The sequence below is a fragment of the Sodalis sp. dw_96 genome (assembly GCF_018449575.1).
Classification (GTDB): Bacteria; Pseudomonadota; Gammaproteobacteria; order Enterobacterales; family Enterobacteriaceae; genus Acerihabitans.
Genome location: NZ_JAAVUT010000026.1, coordinates 58288 through 76327, shown reverse-complemented (window position 1 = coordinate 76327; position 18040 = coordinate 58288). Strand labels below are relative to the sequence as shown.

At 50.0% G+C, this 18040-nt stretch carries 14 protein-coding genes and 2 pseudogenes; 9 read left to right on the top strand and 7 right to left on the bottom strand.

Annotation, left to right across the window (positions count from 1 at the left end; genetic code table 11):
• The 3 genes and pseudogenes from HB631_RS24190 to HB631_RS27340 form a co-directional block, all read left to right on the top strand.
• Positions 1–214, top strand: a pseudogene (locus HB631_RS24190) (phage baseplate protein); the annotation flags it as partial.
• A complete protein-coding gene (locus tag HB631_RS24185; RefSeq protein WP_213993729.1) occupies positions 211–816 on the top strand; it encodes a YmfQ family protein in 606 nt (201 codons plus the stop codon). The pseudogene HB631_RS24190 and the gene HB631_RS24185, both read left to right, overlap by 4 nt.
• 109 nt (positions 817–925) lie before the next feature.
• Positions 926–1144, top strand: a pseudogene (locus HB631_RS27340) (tail fiber protein); the annotation flags it as partial.
• A 1288-nt stretch (positions 1145–2432) separates the two neighbouring features.
• Here the strand turns inward: HB631_RS27340 and HB631_RS24175 are convergent.
• The gene (locus HB631_RS24175; RefSeq protein WP_213993727.1) at positions 2433–3530 is read right to left on the bottom strand and encodes an acyltransferase; all 1098 of its coding nucleotides are present in this window, start codon (positions 3528–3530) and stop codon (positions 2433–2435) included.
• A 302-nt stretch (positions 3531–3832) separates the two neighbouring features.
• Entirely contained in the window at positions 3833–4918 is a 1086-nt protein-coding gene (locus HB631_RS24170; RefSeq protein WP_213993726.1) for a site-specific integrase, read from the bottom strand.
• An 89-nt stretch (positions 4919–5007) separates the two neighbouring features.
• Here HB631_RS24170 and dusA point away from each other — a divergent pair, with 89 nt between their 5' ends.
• Positions 5008–6069 carry a tRNA dihydrouridine(20/20a) synthase DusA gene (dusA, locus tag HB631_RS24165; RefSeq protein WP_213993725.1) on the top strand — a complete coding sequence of 354 codons (1062 nt, stop codon included), beginning with the start codon at positions 5008–5010 and terminating at the stop codon, positions 6067–6069.
• 285 nt (positions 6070–6354) lie between these two features.
• Positions 6355–6573, top strand: a complete 219-nt coding sequence (pspG, locus tag HB631_RS24160; protein ID WP_213993724.1) for an envelope stress response protein PspG — start codon at positions 6355–6357, stop codon at positions 6571–6573.
• Between the two features lie 351 nt (positions 6574–6924).
• Here the strand turns inward: pspG and HB631_RS24155 are convergent, their stop codons facing one another.
• Positions 6925–7905 carry a quinone oxidoreductase gene (locus tag HB631_RS24155; RefSeq protein ID WP_213993723.1) on the bottom strand — a complete coding sequence of 327 codons (981 nt, stop codon included), beginning with the start codon at positions 7903–7905 and terminating at the stop codon, positions 6925–6927.
• 140 nt (positions 7906–8045) lie between these two features.
• Here HB631_RS24155 and dnaB point away from each other — a divergent pair, with 140 nt between their 5' ends.
• From dnaB to HB631_RS24140, 3 genes are all read left to right on the top strand, one after another.
• Positions 8046–9452 (top strand): replicative DNA helicase, encoded by a 1407-nt coding sequence (gene dnaB / locus HB631_RS24150; protein ID WP_213993722.1) that lies wholly within the window; start codon positions 8046–8048, stop codon positions 9450–9452.
• Positions 9453–9469: 17 nt separating this feature from the next.
• Positions 9470–10594, top strand: coding sequence for an alanine racemase (alr, locus tag HB631_RS24145; RefSeq protein ID WP_213993721.1), 1125 nt, complete (start codon positions 9470–9472; stop codon positions 10592–10594).
• An 87-nt stretch (positions 10595–10681) separates the two neighbouring features.
• Positions 10682–11875 (top strand): aromatic amino acid transaminase, encoded by a 1194-nt coding sequence (locus tag HB631_RS24140; RefSeq protein ID WP_213993720.1) that lies wholly within the window; start codon positions 10682–10684, stop codon positions 11873–11875.
• 182 nt (positions 11876–12057) lie between these two features.
• Here the strand turns inward: HB631_RS24140 and HB631_RS24135 are convergent, their stop codons facing one another.
• A complete protein-coding gene (locus HB631_RS24135) occupies positions 12058–12816 on the bottom strand; it encodes a hypothetical protein (RefSeq protein ID WP_213993719.1) in 759 nt (252 codons plus the stop codon).
• A 696-nt stretch (positions 12817–13512) separates the two neighbouring features.
• Between HB631_RS24135 and HB631_RS24130 the strand changes: the two genes are divergently transcribed.
• Positions 13513–13929, top strand: coding sequence for a secondary thiamine-phosphate synthase enzyme YjbQ (locus HB631_RS24130; protein ID WP_213993718.1), 417 nt, complete (start codon positions 13513–13515; stop codon positions 13927–13929).
• 293 nt (positions 13930–14222) lie between these two features.
• Here the strand turns inward: HB631_RS24130 and HB631_RS24125 are convergent, their stop codons facing one another.
• From HB631_RS24125 to HB631_RS24115, 3 genes are all read right to left on the bottom strand, one after another.
• Positions 14223–15266, bottom strand: coding sequence for a hypothetical protein (locus HB631_RS24125; protein ID WP_213993717.1), 1044 nt, complete (start codon positions 15264–15266; stop codon positions 14223–14225).
• A 401-nt stretch (positions 15267–15667) separates the two neighbouring features.
• On the bottom strand, positions 15668–16795 hold the full coding sequence (locus HB631_RS24120; RefSeq protein WP_213993716.1) for a M20 family metallopeptidase: 1128 nt from the start codon (positions 16793–16795) through the stop codon (positions 15668–15670).
• Between the two features lie 164 nt (positions 16796–16959).
• A complete protein-coding gene (locus tag HB631_RS24115) occupies positions 16960–18039 on the bottom strand; it encodes a phosphotriesterase-related protein (protein ID WP_213993715.1) in 1080 nt (359 codons plus the stop codon).
• Position 18040 lies beyond the last annotated feature (1 nt).

Genomic DNA, 18040 nt, shown 5'->3' with positions numbered 1-18040 from the left:
CGCCAGCAGCACGATAACCGCAGCCATTGCCTCAGCTATCGATAATGTTTTTTTTGAGGAAGGAGAGCCGGGCGGAACGATTTATCTATCCGATATCCAGGCGGCCATTGCCGATATCAACGGCACTGAAGGATTTATTCTTACGGCGCCGGTGGGCAACATAACTATGGCAACGGGAGGGATGCCGGTGCGCGGAACGGTGACCTATTCATGAGTAAATTCACTGTTGATGATTATACGGCAGCCTTACAATCTTTAATGCCCGCGGGGCGAGTATGGCCGAAAAATTCAGAGGCTATTCAAACTGTCGTAATGACAGCGCTAGCCAGCACATACCAACAAAGCGACAATGCGGCCATATCGCTACTAATAAACCTTTTCCCGAGCACAGCCGTCACGATGCTGCCGGAGTGGGAAAAAACACTCGGACTACCGGATGATTGTGCGATAGGTGAGACGGATACAATTTCTAAGCGCCAGGCGGCGATTGTTTCAAAGCTGATCAGCACCGGCGGCCAGTCGGTCGCTTATTTTATCAGTGTGGCCAAGGCGCTGGGTTATGACATCACAATCACGGAATTCAGGCAGGCACATGCCGGGATTTCAGTCTGTGGCGATGCACTGAACGGCGATGAATGGCCTTTTGTCTGGCGTATTAACGCTGAAACGACAACCATGACTTATGCGCAATGCGGTTTAAGCTATTGCGGAGATCCGCTGGCATCCTGGGGTAATAAGCAGCTTGAATGCCGCCTAAGTACACTATGCCCATCCCATACCATCGTGAAATTTGGCTACACCTATTTTTTTTGTTGAAGAGGGTGTTTATGAAATAAATGATGCGATGACGACAATTCTTGATACCGCATTAAATAGTTAAATAATTATCAATTTAATATATCGCTTTAAATAGCGAGGAAATTTCATGCAAAAAATAAGCAGCCTAACGGATACAGCAGATAGTGATGGTGAATTTACGGATGGGAATGTGGCGGGAGGTGTTAGCCCGACAATATTACCTGCTGGCTGGTTTAACACCATACAGCGTGAATTAGTTAATATCTTGTCAGGTGGGGGGTTAACCCCTGTTCCTGCTAATGACGCCCAAATTGTAGCGGCAATCCAAAGCATCGTCCAATCTGGAAAAACTCTCTACGCCGCAGATACTGGATCTGCCAATGCTTACAAAGCTGCCTATATGCCAGCAGTCACGACATTAACTGACGGAATGGTATTATCTTTTAAAGCGCAGAATACAAATACTGGTGCATCCACTTTTTCCCCTAACGGGTTGACGGCATATCCTATTCTTAGTGCTGTAGGTGCCTTGTCAGGTGGTGAAATAGCCGGCAACAGCATAATAAACGTTACTTGGTTTGCTGGTTGGTCCTCATGGGCCATGACATCAAATCCAGGCGGGAAACAAATCCCCGGCAGGTTGGCGGCGGTTCAAAGAATTACTGCCTCTGGAACTTATAGCCCAACGGCCCTCACTTCTAAAATACGAGTTTATGTGATCGGCGGGGGCGGTGCAGGCGGTGGCACAACTTCAACATCATCTACACAAATTGCCTCTGGCTGGGGAGGTAATGGCGGTTCATATGGCGATACCGGCTTAATTACCATACCGATTGGTTTTACCGCATCAGTAACCATAGGGGCCGGTGGGGTTGGCTCATTGGGCGCAAATGGGGGATCTGGCGGTGCGACTAGCTTTGGTAGCTATATTTCCGCACCGGGTGGATTTGGTGGAGGTGCGGGCGCCGGCGGAGGGGCCGGATCTGTTGGTACAGATAACGCAACAGGATCTCCATGTACTGGAACCAATGTGCTCATCAGTGTACCAGGGCAGGGTGGAACTGCTCCTTTCAACATCTCACTTGCCAGCAACGGCATAAAATCAGGGAAAGGGGGCGGCAGCCCTCTTGGATCTGGTGGGGCAGGCATAAATGGTACCGCTTCACCAGCTCCAGGCGTTGGATATGGTGCTGGCGGGGGCGGTAATGCCGCTGGGCCAGGTGCTGTATCAGGAGGTACGGGGGCCAATGGTTCGACGGGTATTTGCATTGTAGAGGAATATTATTAATGGACGGTAATTACGCTGAAGTTAAAGACGGAATTATTTTCAATGTCTGCGTATGGGATGGTGTTTCAGTTTACAATCCTGGCGATGATATCTCATTGGTATTAATTCCATCTGATTAACCTGCATGGATTGGCTGGGGATACACAGTTGATGGTGGATTTACAGAACCATCCCCATCCTCGCCCCAATTCTCATAATATAAAGCAATAAATAAGGTCACTTCGGTGACCTTATTTATTGTCCAATTTTTTAATCCACTAGACCGCATCAATAAGTTATGGTCACCCTAAATATAGTGAGACTTGACCAAACATATGGCCTGGTTATATTAAAAGCAGCATTACCCTCATTTAACTTTATTGCTGCGTACGTAAATTATAGAGTGTGAATTGTTTAATTTATCATTTATCATTTTTTTCAAGTAAATATATAGGGGGGCATCAATTAATACATAGTAAAGATATGAAACAAAAATAGAAACTATTGCAGTACCGATGATAGATATTGGTTTATTATCAATTCTATATTGAAAGCCAGCGATAAGAATTGCAGAATGTATCAGGTATAAGGGGAAGCTAATTTTCCCTGCAAATTGCATGATATCAGAGTATAAAAATTTCCTTATTAAGGATGGGGTTTGTATGTAATCGATAATCATGAGCGGTATGAACGGGATAATAAAAAAGAAATCTAGATTATTGTGTGTTTGGTTGTAAACCCCAAAAATACAAGTTAGAAAACAACACCATAAAAAAATTTCATTATGAGTGAATTTGAAAATTATTTTTTCATTATATTTTTTAAATAAAATATATATTGATGAGCCAATTGCCATAACCGATATGGCTAAAAAAAATTGATATAGGCCTATTAGATTATCACTCACAAAACCTGTTTTGGTTTGTTGCAAGAGGAATAATACTGCAATTGTTGATGAAATAAGAACTACCCATTTATTCAAGCGCGCAAAAACTGTTGGAATAAAGAGAGAAGCCCAAAATTCTATACTAATACTCCAAGACGGGTCGTTAATAAGATTAAATCTATAAAAAGACACCCCGTGCATTAATGATAAGTTTTCAATCCATAGTTTGAATGAAAAAACATACATGCCAGGGTAATATTGCCCAGTTATAAAGTTATGATAATAGATTCCAATCATTGCGGTTGCAGTAATCATATGTAAAGGCCACAATCGAGCAAATCTTGTTAAAGCATATTTGAAAATTCCTTTTTTTTCATTATTTGAATGAGTAAGGACAAACCCAGACATCATAAAGAAATAAATGACACTGATATATGCCCCACTAAAAGGTCTAAAATCATCCCACCCGGTAGCGGCACCGATAAAGTGATTAAGCATTACCGTGATAGCCAATATCCCTCTTATACCATCTAAAGCTGAGAATCTTGTTATTTTTTTGTTGCAATCCGGTTGTTGCATAGTTGAACTTTTATATTTACTTGATTAGTTTATTATTTTAAACCTATTTTCTGATAATAAAATACTTGTAAGGAAAAAATAAACTTTAGGAAAATTTTGTTATTAAATATTTCTAAAGCAATGCACTTATTATGTTGTAAAAGTTATAATCCATTATAAATCAATGAATTATTTATTTTCCCACCATTAAAGGAATGAGATATTTGTCGATAATTTCGTTTCAACAAAATACCGTAAAGGTACCAACCGCCGTTATCGCATTGATCAACAATATGAGGGAAGGGGAGATTGATGATTGCCCTTCAATCTGACCCTTGGAGTGCCAATAAACGATCATGCAGCGATTTTGGATAAAGCTCCGTATAGACCTGCCACAATACATTTAATGATCGGTGTCCTGTCACTTGGGCCACTTCTTCGATAGAAAATCCTGCCTCAAAAAGCCTGCTGGCGCCCTCCCGACGCAAATCATGATATTTCAAATCCTTGATGCCTAAACTATCGCGCACCCGCTGAAAACCAGCCGATACCGATTTGGAATTAAAGGGGAATATACAGTCCGAGGTTTTGGGTTGCCGCTTCACGATTTCCCAGGCATCCCCCAATAATGGAACCAGCATATGATTCCCAACTTTTTTGCGTGGATCCTTTCTATCCCGGACTAAAACCGCCCGCTGCGACTCATCAATATCATCCCACCGAATTTTACACACCTCACCGATCCGCATGCAGGACAAAATAGAAAAATTAAGGATGTCCTCATAGGGTATAACCGCCCCATGATGGGACGACCGGACGCGCAGGGCCGCTAATAAACGTTCTATCTCATCCCCAACTGGCCGCCGAGAGCGGCGTTGTGATTTGCCGACTAACCCCATGTTGACCAATATTGGACGCGCAACCACTACCGGGTTATCGGTATAATCGATACCATAGATGGGTTTAGCCGCTGCCAACACTGAAGATAAATAACTCAGGTCATGACCAACTGTAGATGGGCCAGCACCGGATCCCGCCCTGAAACGACAGTGATCTATGATGTGGCCTGAAGTCAGGCTGGTTAATTTCAGTTCTGCGATATCGCAGTCTGCCAGCATATTGAGAACGTATAATTTTGTTCTGCCTGCTTTACCGCCCAGGCCAGGATCGGCGATGTATCGTCGGAGCAATTCCCCTACGGTAATATCTGTGGCATCGTTGGCATCGGGAACACCGTTAAGCTCGAGCTCGGCCACCCGGCCAGCACCCCACGTTTTTGCATGCGCCTGCTTGCCGAACGTACGGTTTTCTCGGTAGATATATTTGCCGGCCTCTTTAACGCCAACCGTGCAGCGGTAACGGGCTGTGCCGTCAGCTCGTAGTCTTTTTTCTATGCTATAGTAGGCCATGATTTCCCTTTCGCGACTCCTGGCACCCCTCGTTTAAGGGGTGCTGGATGGGGTGCTGATGAAGAAAAAATACGGCAAAATGACCTTAAATGCACGAAAATAATGCACTGCTACAAAACCCGGAAACCCAGACGCCGCCCGGAATAATTGGCAATTTCCCCTCCCAGCGCTTCTCCGTCGCGCCGATGCTGGACTGGACCGATCGCCACTGCCGCTACTTTTTACGGCTGCTGACCCGCCATACGCTGTTGTATACCGAAATGGTGACGACCGGCGCCCTATTATACGGCAAAGGGGATTATCTGGCGTACAACGACGCCGAGCATCCGCTGGCGTTGCAATTGGGGGGCAGTGAGTCTGAGGCGTTGGCGCAGTGCGCCCGCATGGCCGAATTGCGGGGTTATGATGAAATCAATCTCAACGTCGGTTGCCCTTCCGATCGGGTGCAAAACGGCCGTTTCGGGGCCTGTCTGATGGCGGAACCCGTGCGGGTAGCCGATTGTGTCGCCGCAATGCGTTCAGCCGTGTCGATTCCGGTGACGGTGAAGACCCGCATCGGCATAGATGAACAGGACAGCTATGGTTTTTTATGCGAGTTTATTCAGACCGTCGCCGAGCGCGGCGGCTGCGATACCTTTATTATCCACGCCCGCAAGGCGTGGCTAACGGGTCTCAGCCCAAAGGAAAATCGCGATATTCCGCCGTTGGATTACGATCGTGTTTATCAGCTCAAACGCGATTTCCCCGCGCTGACGCTGGCCATTAACGGCGGCATCAAAAGCCTGGACCAGGCAACGCAGCATATGCAGCGGCTTGATGGCGTAATGGTGGGCCGCGAGGCTTATCAAAACCCGTCTATCTTGTCCCGGGTCGATAGCCGCATTTTCGGCGCCCCGGATCCTTATCAAGGGGTGGCCGACGTCGCGGCGGCCATGTTGCCTTATATTGAGCGGGAGCTGTCCCGAGGCGCCTATCTTGGTCATATCACCCGTCATATGCTTGGCTTATTTCAAGGCATGCCGGGCGCCAGGCAGTGGCGTCGTCATTTAAGCGAGAATGCCCATAAGCCGGGAGCGGGTGTGGCGGTAGTGGAGCAGGCGCTTTTGAAAGTGGTTTCGCCCAGCGCTTCAGCCTTCGTCGGTATCGAGTAGACACGGAGACGTTTCCCGGCGAACCGGGGCAGGTACTTGTGCGGTACTGCCTGTTTTCGCCGGGGGGTCTTTTTCGATTGGCAAAAAACTAGGGATAACGGCGGCGGAATCCGTGGCTAATTTGACTAATAAATAGTTAAACCTGCCAGTTAAAGCTAAATTGATTAATATTATATCCTTTAAAATCAATAAATTATTATTTTTCTATTTTGGCATGGATTTTGTAATCATTAAGGCGGTATCAAAGACAGTCTCGGGACTTATCCCGTATTTCAGGAGCCTGCCATGTTGGAAATTTTCTTTGTCATCGGATTTTTTTTGATGCTGCTGCTGACCGGGATTTCCGTGTTAGGGATTCTCGCCGCGTTGGCGGTGGGGACGTTTATCATGATGTTTGCCGGTCTCTTTGTCATGGCATTAAAATTACTGCCTTGGCTATTGCTGGCTCTGGTGGTGGCATGGATATGGCGTGCCGTCAAACCGCCGCAATTGCCCCGCTATTAATGGCGCTCTGGTTGTCAACCGGCGGCGGGTTGCTGACCGCTATATCATTATCATCGCGTCATGACTGCCGCCATTTGGCGGCAGCCAGCCGGATGAACGTTAAGAAAACGTGGCGTCGATCACAAGTTTTCTTCTTTTTTAAACCCTGTCTTTATTATCGATATTTTTTACTTATATCTGCTGATAGGATGCTACCTGGTCTTTAGCCATTTCATCCACATCGGAAATAATAGCGGCTTCAGCGGCACTTTCCGGTGTTTTTGCCGTCCTGTCCCTACCTACAGCAGCTTCACATCAAGCAAAAAATAACGGGCTTCCTAAAGGAAGCCCGTTTCGTATAACGCGGGCAGGTTAAGGAATCAGCAGCGAGGAGCCGTTGGTTTCCCGCGCTTCCAATGCACGGTGCGCCCGCTGAGCCTCGGCCAGGGGAAATTTTTGCCGTTCCGGTACGTCGATTTTAATCGCGCCGCTGGCAATCATGGAAAAAAGTTCATTGCTGGCCAGTTTGAGTTCTTCCCGGTTGGTAATGTAGCCGTTCAGGGACGGACGTGTGACATACAGCGAGCCTTTCTGATTAAGGATCGCCAGGTTCACGCCGCTTACCGCGCCGGAGGAATTACCAAAGCTCACCATCAGACCCTTGCGGCGCAAACAATCCAGCGAAACTTCCCAGGTATCTTTGCCCACCGAGTCGTATACCACATTGACCTTATCACCGTGGGTCAACGCCGCAACACGCTCCGCGACATTCTCTTCACGATAATTGATAATTTCCCAGGCGCCGGCCTGCTTGGCAAGGTCGGCCTTTTGGGCTGATCCCACGGTGCCTATCATCTTGGCCCCCAGGGCCTTGGCCCATTGACAAGCAATCCGGCCCACGCCGCCGGCCGCGGCGTGGAACAGGAAAATTTCATTCGGTTTGATGGCATAGGTCTGATGCAGGAGATAATACACCGTCAAACCCTTGAGAAAGGACGCCGCTGCCTGTTCGAATGAAATGGCCTTGGGGAGGACGGCGATATTCTTATCGGGAACATTATGGACTTCGCTATAGGCCCCCAGCGGGCCCTGGGCATAGACCACCCGATCGCCGGGGTGCAGCCCGGTTACGCCAGGGCCGACTTTGGTGATGATCCCCGCGGCCTCCGTCCCCAGTCCCGAAGGCAGCTGCGCCGGATAGAGGCCGCTGCGCATATAGGTATCGATGAAATTGATGCCTATAGCCTTATTTTCAACCTGAACCTCGCCCTGGCCCGGATCTTTTGGTGTAAAATCTTTATATTCCAATACGTCCGGGCCGCCGGTGGCGGAAAATTGAATGCGCTTAACCATAGCTGTTCCTCACGTGGAAAGTCTTAAATAACCATAAGCCCTTAGCGCCCGATTGCAAAGCCGCATAGGATTTGGCGACAATCAACGTTACAATGCGTCTTCACCCAAGGTCCGCTTCTATCAGGCAAAGTCATTATCACATGTCAGAAAAAAAAACCGCTAGCAAAACAAACTACTCGCAGGACCGTCAGGTTGAAGGTCTGAAGCTTCCGCCCCATTCACTGGAAGCGGAACAGTCGGTGTTGGGCGGCTTAATGCTGGATAATGAACGTTGGGACAATGTTGCGGAACGCGTCGCCGTCAAAGATTTTTTCAACCGCCCGCACCGGCTGATTTTTGGCGAAATGCAGCGCCTGATGGAGTTGAATAAGCCTATCGATCTCATCACCCTTTCCGAATCCCTGGAGCAGAAAGGGGACTTGGATTCGGTGGGTGGGTTTGCCTATCTGGCGGAATTGTCGAAAAACACACCCAGTGCGGCCAATATTTCCGCTTATGCTGATATCGTTCGCGAACGCGCGGTGGTGCGGGAAATGATCGCCGTCGCCCATGAAATTGCCGACGCCGGTTACGATCCCCAGGGACGCAGCAGTGAAGACCTGCTCGACCTAGCGGAGTCGCGGGTTTTCCAGATTGCTGAAAATCGCGCCAGTAAAGATGAAGGCCCGAAAAGCATCGATCGCATCCTGGAAGACACCGTTGCGCGCATCGAGCAGCTTTATCAAAAACCCCATGACGGCGTTACCGGCGTGTCCAGCGGCTACCACGATCTTGATAAAAAGACCGCCGGCCTGCAAAAATCCGATTTGATTATCATCGCGGCGCGCCCGTCCATGGGCAAGACCACTTTCGCCATGAACCTGTGCGAAAACGCCGCCATGACCGAAGACAAACCGGTGCTGATCTTCAGTCTGGAGATGCCCGGCAATCAGATTATGATGCGTATGCTGGCTTCGCTGTCCCGGGTGGATCAGACCCGAATCCGTACCGGCCAGCTGGATGACGAGGATTGGGCGCGCATTTCCAGCACCATGGGGCTGCTGCTGGAAAAGCATAATATGTATATCGATGACTCTTCCGGCCTGACCCCCAGCGACGTGCGTTCCCGCGCCCGGCGGGTATTCCGCGAGCATGACGGCTTAAGCCTTATCATGATTGACTATTTGCAGCTGATGCGTGTGCCCGCGCTGTCGGACAACCGGACGCTGGAAATCGCTGAAATTTCCCGTTCCCTGAAAGCGCTGGCAAAAGAGCTGCAGGTGCCGGTGCTGGCGCTTTCCCAGCTTAACCGCGGTTTGGAACAACGCGCCGATAAACGCCCGATAAACTCCGATTTGCGTGAATCCGGTTCCATCGAGCAGGATGCCGATTTGATCATGTTTATCTACCGTGATGAGGTGTATCACGAAAACAGCGATCAGAAAGGCATTGCGGAAATTATTCTCGGTAAACAGCGTAACGGCCCCATCGGCACGGTACGGCTTACGTTTAACGGGCAGTGGTCGCGGTTCGACAGCTATGCCGGACCGCAATATGATGATGATTGACAACCAGGACTAGGATAATGAAAACGGCCATTGCCGTTATTGACAGGCGGGCATTGCGGCATAATTTGCAGCAGGTGCGCCGGTTGGCGCCCCACAGCCAGGTAGTGGCGATAGTAAAAGCCAATGCCTACGGGCACGGTATGCCCATCACCGCATTGACGCTGCAGGATGACGCGGACTGCTTCGGCGTGGCGCGTTTAAGTGAGGCATTGGCGCTACGCAGCGCCGGTATTACCAAGCCGATATTGCTGCTGGAAGGATTTTTCGCCGCCGAGGAGTTGCCGCTATTGGCCGAATTGGGCATCGATACCGCCGTGCATAGCCCGGAACAATTGCTGGCCCTGGAACAGGCAAACCTGGCATCGCCGGTGCGGGTATGGATGAAGCTGGATACCGGCATGCACCGCCTGGGCGTCTCGCCGCGGCAGGCGGGGGAATTTTATGCCCGTCTGTCGGCATGCTCCAACGTCCGGGGGCCGGTTAACATCATGAGTCATTTTGCCCGCGCCGATGAACCGCAAGCGGACGCCACCCCTCGGCAATTGGCCTGTTTTGACGACTTTGTGGAGGGCAAACCGGGCATGCAGTCCATCGCCGCCTCCGGCGGTATTCTGTTTTGGCCCGAATCCCACCGCGACTGGGTTCGTCCCGGTATTGTGCTGTACGGCGTTTCCCCCGGCGCCGGTATTGGCGCCGATTATGGTTTCAAGCCCGCCATGACGCTGACCTCTTCCCTTATCGCAGTGCGGAATCATCAGGCCGGTGAAGCGAGCGGTTACGGCGGCACCTGGGTCAGCCCTCGCGATACCCGCCTGGGCGTGATCGCTTTCGGTTATGGCGATGGATATCCCCGCAGCGCCCCCAACGGCACGCCGGTTTGGATCAACGGGCGTGAAGTGCCGCTGGTGGGGCGGGTATCCATGGATATGCTGGTGGTGGATCTGGGACCGGACAGCCGGGAACGCGTCGGCGACCGGGCGGTCTTATGGGGCCCTGAACTGCCGGTGGAACGGGTGGCCGCCGCCAGCGGTATCAGCGCCTATGAGCTTATTACCAAGCTGACCTCTCGCGTGGTCATTGAATATGCGGAGAGTGACGAGACGGTAAGCAGGCTGAAAAATGGCTCCCATGTCTGTTTTTAATCATTTTGATTAACAACTCATTAAATTTATTTGGTACTGTGGGGAGAGGCTTCACCCCTGAACCCATAACACCAGGAGATCTGCACCGTGTTCCAACATGTTGATGCTTACGCCGGGGATCCGATCCTATCGCTGATGGAGGCGTACAAATTGGATCCGCGCCCTAACAAGGTGAATCTGAGCATCGGGCTTTATTACAACGAGCAGGGAATCATTCCCCAACTGCAGGCGGTTGCCCGCGCTGAAGCCTTGCTGGATGCCATGCCGAAACAGGGCGCGGGTTATCTGCCGATGGCGGGCCTGCCGTCTTACCGCAGCGCCAGCCAGGCTCTGCTGTTCGGCGAAGATCATCCGATGCGCAACGCCTCCCGTATCGCCACCATCCAGACGGTGGGCGGCTCAGGGGCGCTGAGAATCGGCGCGGATTTCCTCAAAGCCTATTTCCCGGACTCGACGGTTTATGTCAGCGACCCTACCTGGGAAAACCATGTGGCGGTATTCTCCGGCGCCGGTTTTAAAGTGGATTATTATCCCTATTTTGACGGTGATAAGCTGGCCATCAACTTCACCGCCATGCTGGCCTGTTTACGAACGCTGCCGGCCAAGAGCATCGTTTTGCTGCATCCCTGCTGCCATAATCCCACCGGTTCCGATTTGACCCATGAGCAGTGGGATCAGGTTACCAAGGCGGTGGCGGAACGGGATCTCATTCCTTTCATGGATATTGCCTATCAAGGGTATGGCGAGAGTCTTGACGACGACGCCTATGCGGTGCGGGAAATGGCCCGGCTGGGGTTGCCTTGCCTGGTGAGCCAGTCGTTCTCAAAAATTTTCTCCCTTTATGCGGAGCGGGTAGGGACGCTGTCGGTGGTGTGCGATAGCGCCGCTGAGACCGAACGCGTGCTGGGGCAATTAACCTCGACGGTGCGCCGCAACTATTCCAGTCCGCCGAATTTCGGCGCCCAGGTAGTGGCGAAAGTCTTGAACGATCCGGCCTTGTATACCGTATGGAACGGAGAAGTCGCCGTGATGCGGGAACGTATTTTAAAGATGCGTCACAGCCTGGTGGAGGCATTAAAAGTGTCGCTGCCTGGCCACGATTTCAATTACCTTTTGCGGCAGCGCGGGATGTTCAGCTACACCGGCCTCAGTCCGGCGCAGGTGGACAGGCTGCGGGAAGAATTCGGCGTTTACCTGATAGCCTCCGGCCGCATGTGCCTTTCCGGTCTGAACAGTGATAATGTGCAGCGGGCGGCGCAGGCCATCGCGGCGGTGAGTTAGGCTTAGCTACCCCGCCGCCGCGGGAAAACTTAACGCAAGACGCTCTGCAGCGCAGCGCTGCAGAACCATAGGCATGTGAGTGTTGGCGCCAGGACCATGTTGAGTTTTCCTTGCGTATGAAATTAATGATCAGCAGAAAATTAAAGATTCAATCGTCTTCATTCAAAGGATTTGCTTTTTCTTTAATTAAAATAACTCGGTTCGCCGTCGTAGACAGTACTTTTTATTTTCTCACCGTGCCATTGTCCAAGATAGCCGGTCCTAAACCGGTTATTGAAAGCATTGATAACCTCATCGCAGCCAGACGTTGCCTCTCTTATGGTTGTCTCCTTACCCAGCGCAGTGGTCAAGCTTCTCAGCACGCCCGTCGCTCTGATTTGGCTGTTAACCGAGGTAGGCTCTTTTTGCGATGAGGCAAAACCCTTGGTGTTGAGGATATTCTCCAGACGTTTATTGATCACGGAAGTTTCAGGCCAAAATTTTAAACCTATGTTGGTCTCGCTTTCAATTTCAGCTTTTAACTTTTGTCCATCTTTGCCATAAGCCTCTAATGCTTCCAGCAATTCCGCGCTCTTTTCTAACGATTCACGGCCTATTTCTTTGTTAATGGACTCACGCCTGGCGTTTTCATGGATAGAACCTGCGTCTTTTTTTAAAACAGCCGGTCCATTCGCCCACGAATCCATCACGCAGTTTTTGCTTTCAGACCAACCATGGTCAATTTCATCAGACACCATCCGTATGACAATCTCATCCTTTTGGCAATTTTGAGAATGTATAAATTGGGTATGTATTGAATGCTCTTGGCAATTACCCGTAGAAAGATACATAGAAGAAGCATAGATGGTTTCAGCATTATTAACTGTAAATCCATTGATTTCCTTTGTGCGAACAAAGGCAAATTCACTTCCTATCTGTGGCCTATTGATGAGGTCGGACATGATATTCGGACGACCATTTTTGAGGTTTTCGCGAGCCTGGTTTACTGAGGCATTACACAGGGTCAATTCGGTAATAAGTTTCTCAGAAGGCAGCTCTCCCGCCGTTGATAAAGCATATAAATAACTTGCCAGGTCGACGTTTCCTTTGGGAATCTTTAGCGGTGTATTGGAAACCTGAGATAACGCCGGGACTCAATCGCTTAGCTCTGTCTTTATGGATGTATGAAAATGAAGCTTATTTAGAACTTTATCATGATCCCTAATAACAAGGATTCCCACACCCTCACGAGGATAACTATAGTTTAAACCTAATGACGTAACATTCATATAAATAATCCCTTATGATAAAAGAAGAATTTATCTTTATTTAATACAAAATGCTTTCAAATTTTGACCGCGTAGAACCCATGAGACACTGAAAACGTTTAGATGTGTTTGTTATCGAATGCCGGGTAGTCCTTTAGCTAGTTATTGTGATCAGGGCGATTCTCAATGAGGCGTTTTAGCACGACAGACGCTATACCTAACTTATCGATTGACCAATGACAGTATATGATCGCTATTGCTAAAGCGCACTTGTAAACAGCGGGTGGAGGGGCAGCACAGGTTACTGAAGGCATCTATAAACCTGGTCATTGACCTAACGCAGGTTTCGTACTTTTGGCTTTCAACCTATACAAGAAAGGAACGGGAAAAATGTGGTATCAACAAACACTGATCTTAAAAGCGCAAAGGCGCGGGTTCCATCTGGTGACCGAGGAAATTATCGATCGACTGGAGCATCTGTCCGAGGTAAATATCGGCCTGTTGCATTTATACCTGCAGCACACCTCGGCTTCTTTGACCCTGAATGAAAATTACGACCCTACCGTCAGGGCCGATATGGAAAATCATTTTTTGCGCCAGGTGCCGGAAGATGCCCCTTATCAGCATGATTATGAAGGACCTGACGACATGCCGGCCCACATCAAATCATCACTTTTGGGTGCGTCGCTGACAATACCCGTCGGCCGGGGAAAATTGATGCTGGGAACCTGGCAGGGTATCTGGCTGGGGGAGCATCGCCTTCATGGGGGCAATCGCAAGATTATCGCCACCCTGCAGGGGGAATAGTATTGGTTATCGACAGTTTGCGGTAAGATTTCGCTGTTTACCCGATAGCCTTGGGCCGCACGTGCCTGTCGGGCCTTAACAGCGATAACGCGCAGCGGGCGGCTTAGGCGATTGCGGCGGTAAGTTGGGCAGTAGTGTTCTCGGTTCCGCATAAAAACTCAACGCAAAATGTTCTGCAGCGTACCGCTGCAGAACCAAGGGCAAAACTGTTTTGTCGCTATGGTGAGTTTTTTTTATGAAAGTAACCTTTACTAAAATCAGAAAGGGTTGCCAACAGAAACGATGCTTTTAATTTATTCACTGCGCCATTGGTCAAGATAGCCTGTCAAAAACCGGTTGTTGAAGGCATTGATAACATGATCGCTGCCATCTGTTGCCTCTTTTATACTTATCCCCTTACCCATCGCGGCAGCCAAGCTTCTCAACACACCCGTCGCTCTGATTTGGTTGTTAACTCCTCTAAGCTGAGTGTGCGTTGTGGCTTGACGCTTGACATTGATGAGTTCCTTCAGTCGATCATTAATCACGGAAATTTTTGGCCTAAATTTTAAAGTTATATAGGTATTACTTTCAATTTCTGCTTTTAACTTTTCTCCATTTTTGCCAAGAACTTCTAGTACTTTTAGCAATTCAGCACTGTCTTCCAAAAATTTGCGGCCTTTCTCTTTGTTAAAAGATAAACACTCTCCGTCCGCCACATCGATGGAACCTACGTCCTCTTTTAAAACAGCCGGGCCATGTGCCCACGAATCCATCACACAGTTGCGGCTTTCAGCCCAAGCATGGTCAATTTTTTCAGACACCATCCGTTTGACAATCTCATCCCCTTGGCAATTTTGGGAATGTACAATGGCGGTATGTATTGCAATTTCTCGACAATTACCCAAAGAAAGATACATAGAAGAAGCATGGATGGTTACATCATTTTCAACTGAAAATCCATTGATTTCCTTTGTGCGAATAAAGGCAATTTCCCTTCCAAGCTGTGGCCTGGCGATGAAGTCAGACATAATATTCGCACGACCGTTTTTTAGATTTTCGCGGGCCTGGTTGACTGATGCATTACAACGGGTTAATTCGGCAATGAGTACACAAGAAGGCATTTCTCCCGCTGTTGATAATGCATATAAATAACCAGCCAGGTCGACGTTTCCTTTGGAAATCTTTTGAGGTGTATTGGAAACCTGCGATAATGTTGCACCTAACTCGCTCAGCTCTGTGTTGAGGGATCTTTGAAATTGAAGCGTATTTAAAACTTTATCCCCATCCTTAAGAACAAGGGTACCCATGCTGTCACTGGGATAATTATAAAGTAAATCTAATGGTGTAACGTTCATATAAATACTCACTCTTTTTAAAAAATAATTTACTTTTTTATATATTTAATACTTTTAAATTTTGCTTAAGCCCAACTCAGAAAAAATCACAGCGTTTACATTTTTTTATTGGCGTATAACGAGTGGTTCCTCGATAGTTATAATGTTGCCGGATATTTTTTAAGGAGACGTTTATGCCCGACAGAGGCTATATTTACCTTATCGACTGACTAATGACAATGCTGAGCGCTATGGGTTACGTTCATTTGTAACAGTGGGTGAAAAAGCAGTACAGGGCGGATGTTCACTTGTGAATAGTGTAATAAGGGCAGCATAGATCAATGAAGACACCTCTATGGCTGGGGCAGCATCGCCAACATGGGGGCAAGCCTAAGGTTATCGCCATTGTGCAGGGGGAATAGTCAGCCGCCGATATTGATTATTTCCCCATATAAATCCACTGATTGCAGAAGCTTATCCACCACGCAATATTCGTCGGTTTGATGCGCCATGGTCGGCTCTCCCGGCCCCAGAATAATGCAGGGCTGAGAGCCGAGGGCGTCCAGCAACAGCGAGGCGTCGGTAAAATAGGGCACAACCCGGTATTGCAGCGGCCCATCGTGCAGCGGCCGACAAAGAAGGAATACTTGCTCAATCCACGGATCACCCGGCTCGGTGAGCACTGAAGGCAGATCCACCAGGGTGGTCATGCAGAGATGTTCCCCGGCCATGGCGGCTAATCGCTGCCGTATTTCATCATGTTCCAGGTTCGGCGCGGTGCGGATATCCACGTCGAACGAACAGCGATCCGGTACCGAGTTGATATTCAGTCCGCCGCTGATGGTGCCGACGTTCAGCGTCGGTTGTTTCATTAACGGATGCGGCGCGCCCGGTTTAAAATGACGTATTTTGGCAATGGCTTCGGCGGCCATATAGATAGCGTTGATCCCCAGTTCCGGCATGGCGCCGTGGGCGGCTTTACCCTGGGTTTCGCAGCGCAGCCACAAAGCGCCTTTATGGCCGATCACCGGGTAGTTCGACGTGGGTTCGCCGACGATCAACGCCTTCACCGGCGGCAGCACGATGCGGGCGTCTTCGAGCAGCGCCCGGGCGCCGTCACAGCCGGTCTCTTCGCCGCCGGTCAATATCAATATCACGCCGTCCCCGTCCCGAACCGCCTGTTGATGCTGTACACAGGCCACAATAAAGGCCGCGACAGCCGCTTTCATGTCGCTGGCGCCGCGTCCGTACAGCTTACCCTCGACGATCTCGCCGCCGAATGCGTTATAGCGCCATGGGGCATTACCCAGGGGCACGGTATCCAGATGGCCGGTAAAGGCCAGGGGTACGGCATTTTTGTCTTTGCCGGCCATGCGCGCCAGCAAATTGAACCGTTTCTCGGCGAAGCACTGCAAGTGGACTTCAAAGCCTTGCAGCTTCAAGTAATCCGCCAAAAAAGCCATGCACAGCGATTCATCACCGGGGGGATTAATGGTATCAAACCGCAGCAAAGCTTGCGTAAGCCGGATGACTTCTTCAGCGGGATTCATCGCACTCCTCACGTTAATCGCTGCTCGATCGTGACTTAGCCAATATCAGATGGCTAAGGTGGGAAATGGACACCACGGGAATAATGGGAAGACCCACCCCCTCAATAGAAGGGGGCAGTTGTTCACAATCCGTGATGCCGAGTTTTTTTGCGCATTCCTGCGCCTTAACGCTGAAACACTCGCCGGGGATTGGCGATCATCAGGGTCTCCAACTGCTCGCCGGTGACGCCGTGACGCCGCAGGCGCGGCACGAAATGCCGCAGGATATAACCGTAGCCATGGCCGCCGTAGCGAGTGAGCATGGTTTTGAGAAAGACATCCTGGGACATTAAAACCTGGGAAATAAAGCCATCGTCAATCAGCTCCCGGATAGCCCGGGCATTCTCTTCGTCGGAGGGGGATTGGGCGGATTCATCGGCATAATAATAACTCATGCCGATCATATCGTATTCCAGAAATGCTCCCCGCCGGGCCAGATCGCGCTGATAGGTTTTATCGGCGAAGCTGGGATTCATATGGCACAGTACGGTATGGCGCAGGTCGGCGCCTTCTTCTTCCAGGATATCCAGTACCCGGTGGGCCAGACGTTCCCAGCCTGGTAAATGAACCTCGATGGGGACGCCGGTGGCGGCATTGGCCCGGCCCGCCGCGCGCAGGGATTTTTCCTCATCGGCGGTAAAGGCCGATGATATGCCGATTTCACCGATCAGACCGGCGATCACCTGCGGTTTTTCCTCACCGCCGCCGACGTCGTAAATCATTTGTTCAGCCAGCTGTTCCACCGAGCTCGTCTTCACATAGGCGGGGTGGGACGGCTCAAGATAAAAACCGGTGCCCATGACGATGTTCAAACCGGTCAAACGGGAAATTCGCTGCAAGGCCAGGGGGTCGCGGCCGATGCCGATATTGGTGGGGTCCACCACCGTTTCACCCCCCAGGGCACGGAATTTCATCAGTTCCTCTGTCGCCACTTCCGGATCAAACAGCTGGCAGTTGTCCCTGCTGGACAAGGGATTCAGAGACAGTTCGCCGAGATTCTCCATCTTAACCGGCATTTCCGCCAGATGCCTGTCGCTGCAACAGCAGGGGGGAACCCATTTACCGGAGGCATCCAGCAAAATATGTTCGTGCATCAGCGTCACACCCATTCGGTCAACCGGCAGCGGGCCGAGCACCGTCATTACATAACCGCTGTCGACGCCAAGCGGCAGGGGATCCGCATGGCGGAAAATTGAACTTTGCATC

Excerpts from the sequence above, each read along its gene's own strand:
- HB631_RS24185 (WP_213993729.1), top strand. The coding sequence starts at position 211 with ATGAGTAAATTCACTGTTGATGATTATACGGCAGCCTTACAATCTTTA.
- HB631_RS24175 (WP_213993727.1), bottom strand. The coding sequence starts at position 3,530 with ATGCAACAACCGGATTGCAACAAAAAAATAACAAGATTCTCAGCTTTA.
- HB631_RS24170 (WP_213993726.1), bottom strand. The coding sequence starts at position 4,918 with ATGGCCTACTATAGCATAGAAAAAAGACTACGAGCTGACGGCACAGCC.
- dusA (WP_213993725.1), top strand. The coding sequence starts at position 5,008 with ATGCACGAAAATAATGCACTGCTACAAAACCCGGAAACCCAGACGCCG.
- pspG (WP_213993724.1), top strand. The coding sequence starts at position 6,355 with ATGTTGGAAATTTTCTTTGTCATCGGATTTTTTTTGATGCTGCTGCTG.
- HB631_RS24155 (WP_213993723.1), bottom strand. The coding sequence starts at position 7,905 with ATGGTTAAGCGCATTCAATTTTCCGCCACCGGCGGCCCGGACGTATTG.
- dnaB (WP_213993722.1), top strand. The coding sequence starts at position 8,046 with ATGTCAGAAAAAAAAACCGCTAGCAAAACAAACTACTCGCAGGACCGT.
- alr (WP_213993721.1), top strand. The coding sequence starts at position 9,470 with ATGAAAACGGCCATTGCCGTTATTGACAGGCGGGCATTGCGGCATAAT.
- HB631_RS24135 (WP_213993719.1), bottom strand. The coding sequence starts at position 12,816 with ATGTCCGACCTCATCAATAGGCCACAGATAGGAAGTGAATTTGCCTTT.
- HB631_RS24130 (WP_213993718.1), top strand. The coding sequence starts at position 13,513 with ATGTGGTATCAACAAACACTGATCTTAAAAGCGCAAAGGCGCGGGTTC.
- HB631_RS24125 (WP_213993717.1), bottom strand. The coding sequence starts at position 15,266 with ATGAACGTTACACCATTAGATTTACTTTATAATTATCCCAGTGACAGC.
- HB631_RS24120 (WP_213993716.1), bottom strand. The coding sequence starts at position 16,795 with ATGAATCCCGCTGAAGAAGTCATCCGGCTTACGCAAGCTTTGCTGCGG.
- HB631_RS24115 (WP_213993715.1), bottom strand. The coding sequence starts at position 18,039 with ATGCAAAGTTCAATTTTCCGCCATGCGGATCCCCTGCCGCTTGGCGTC.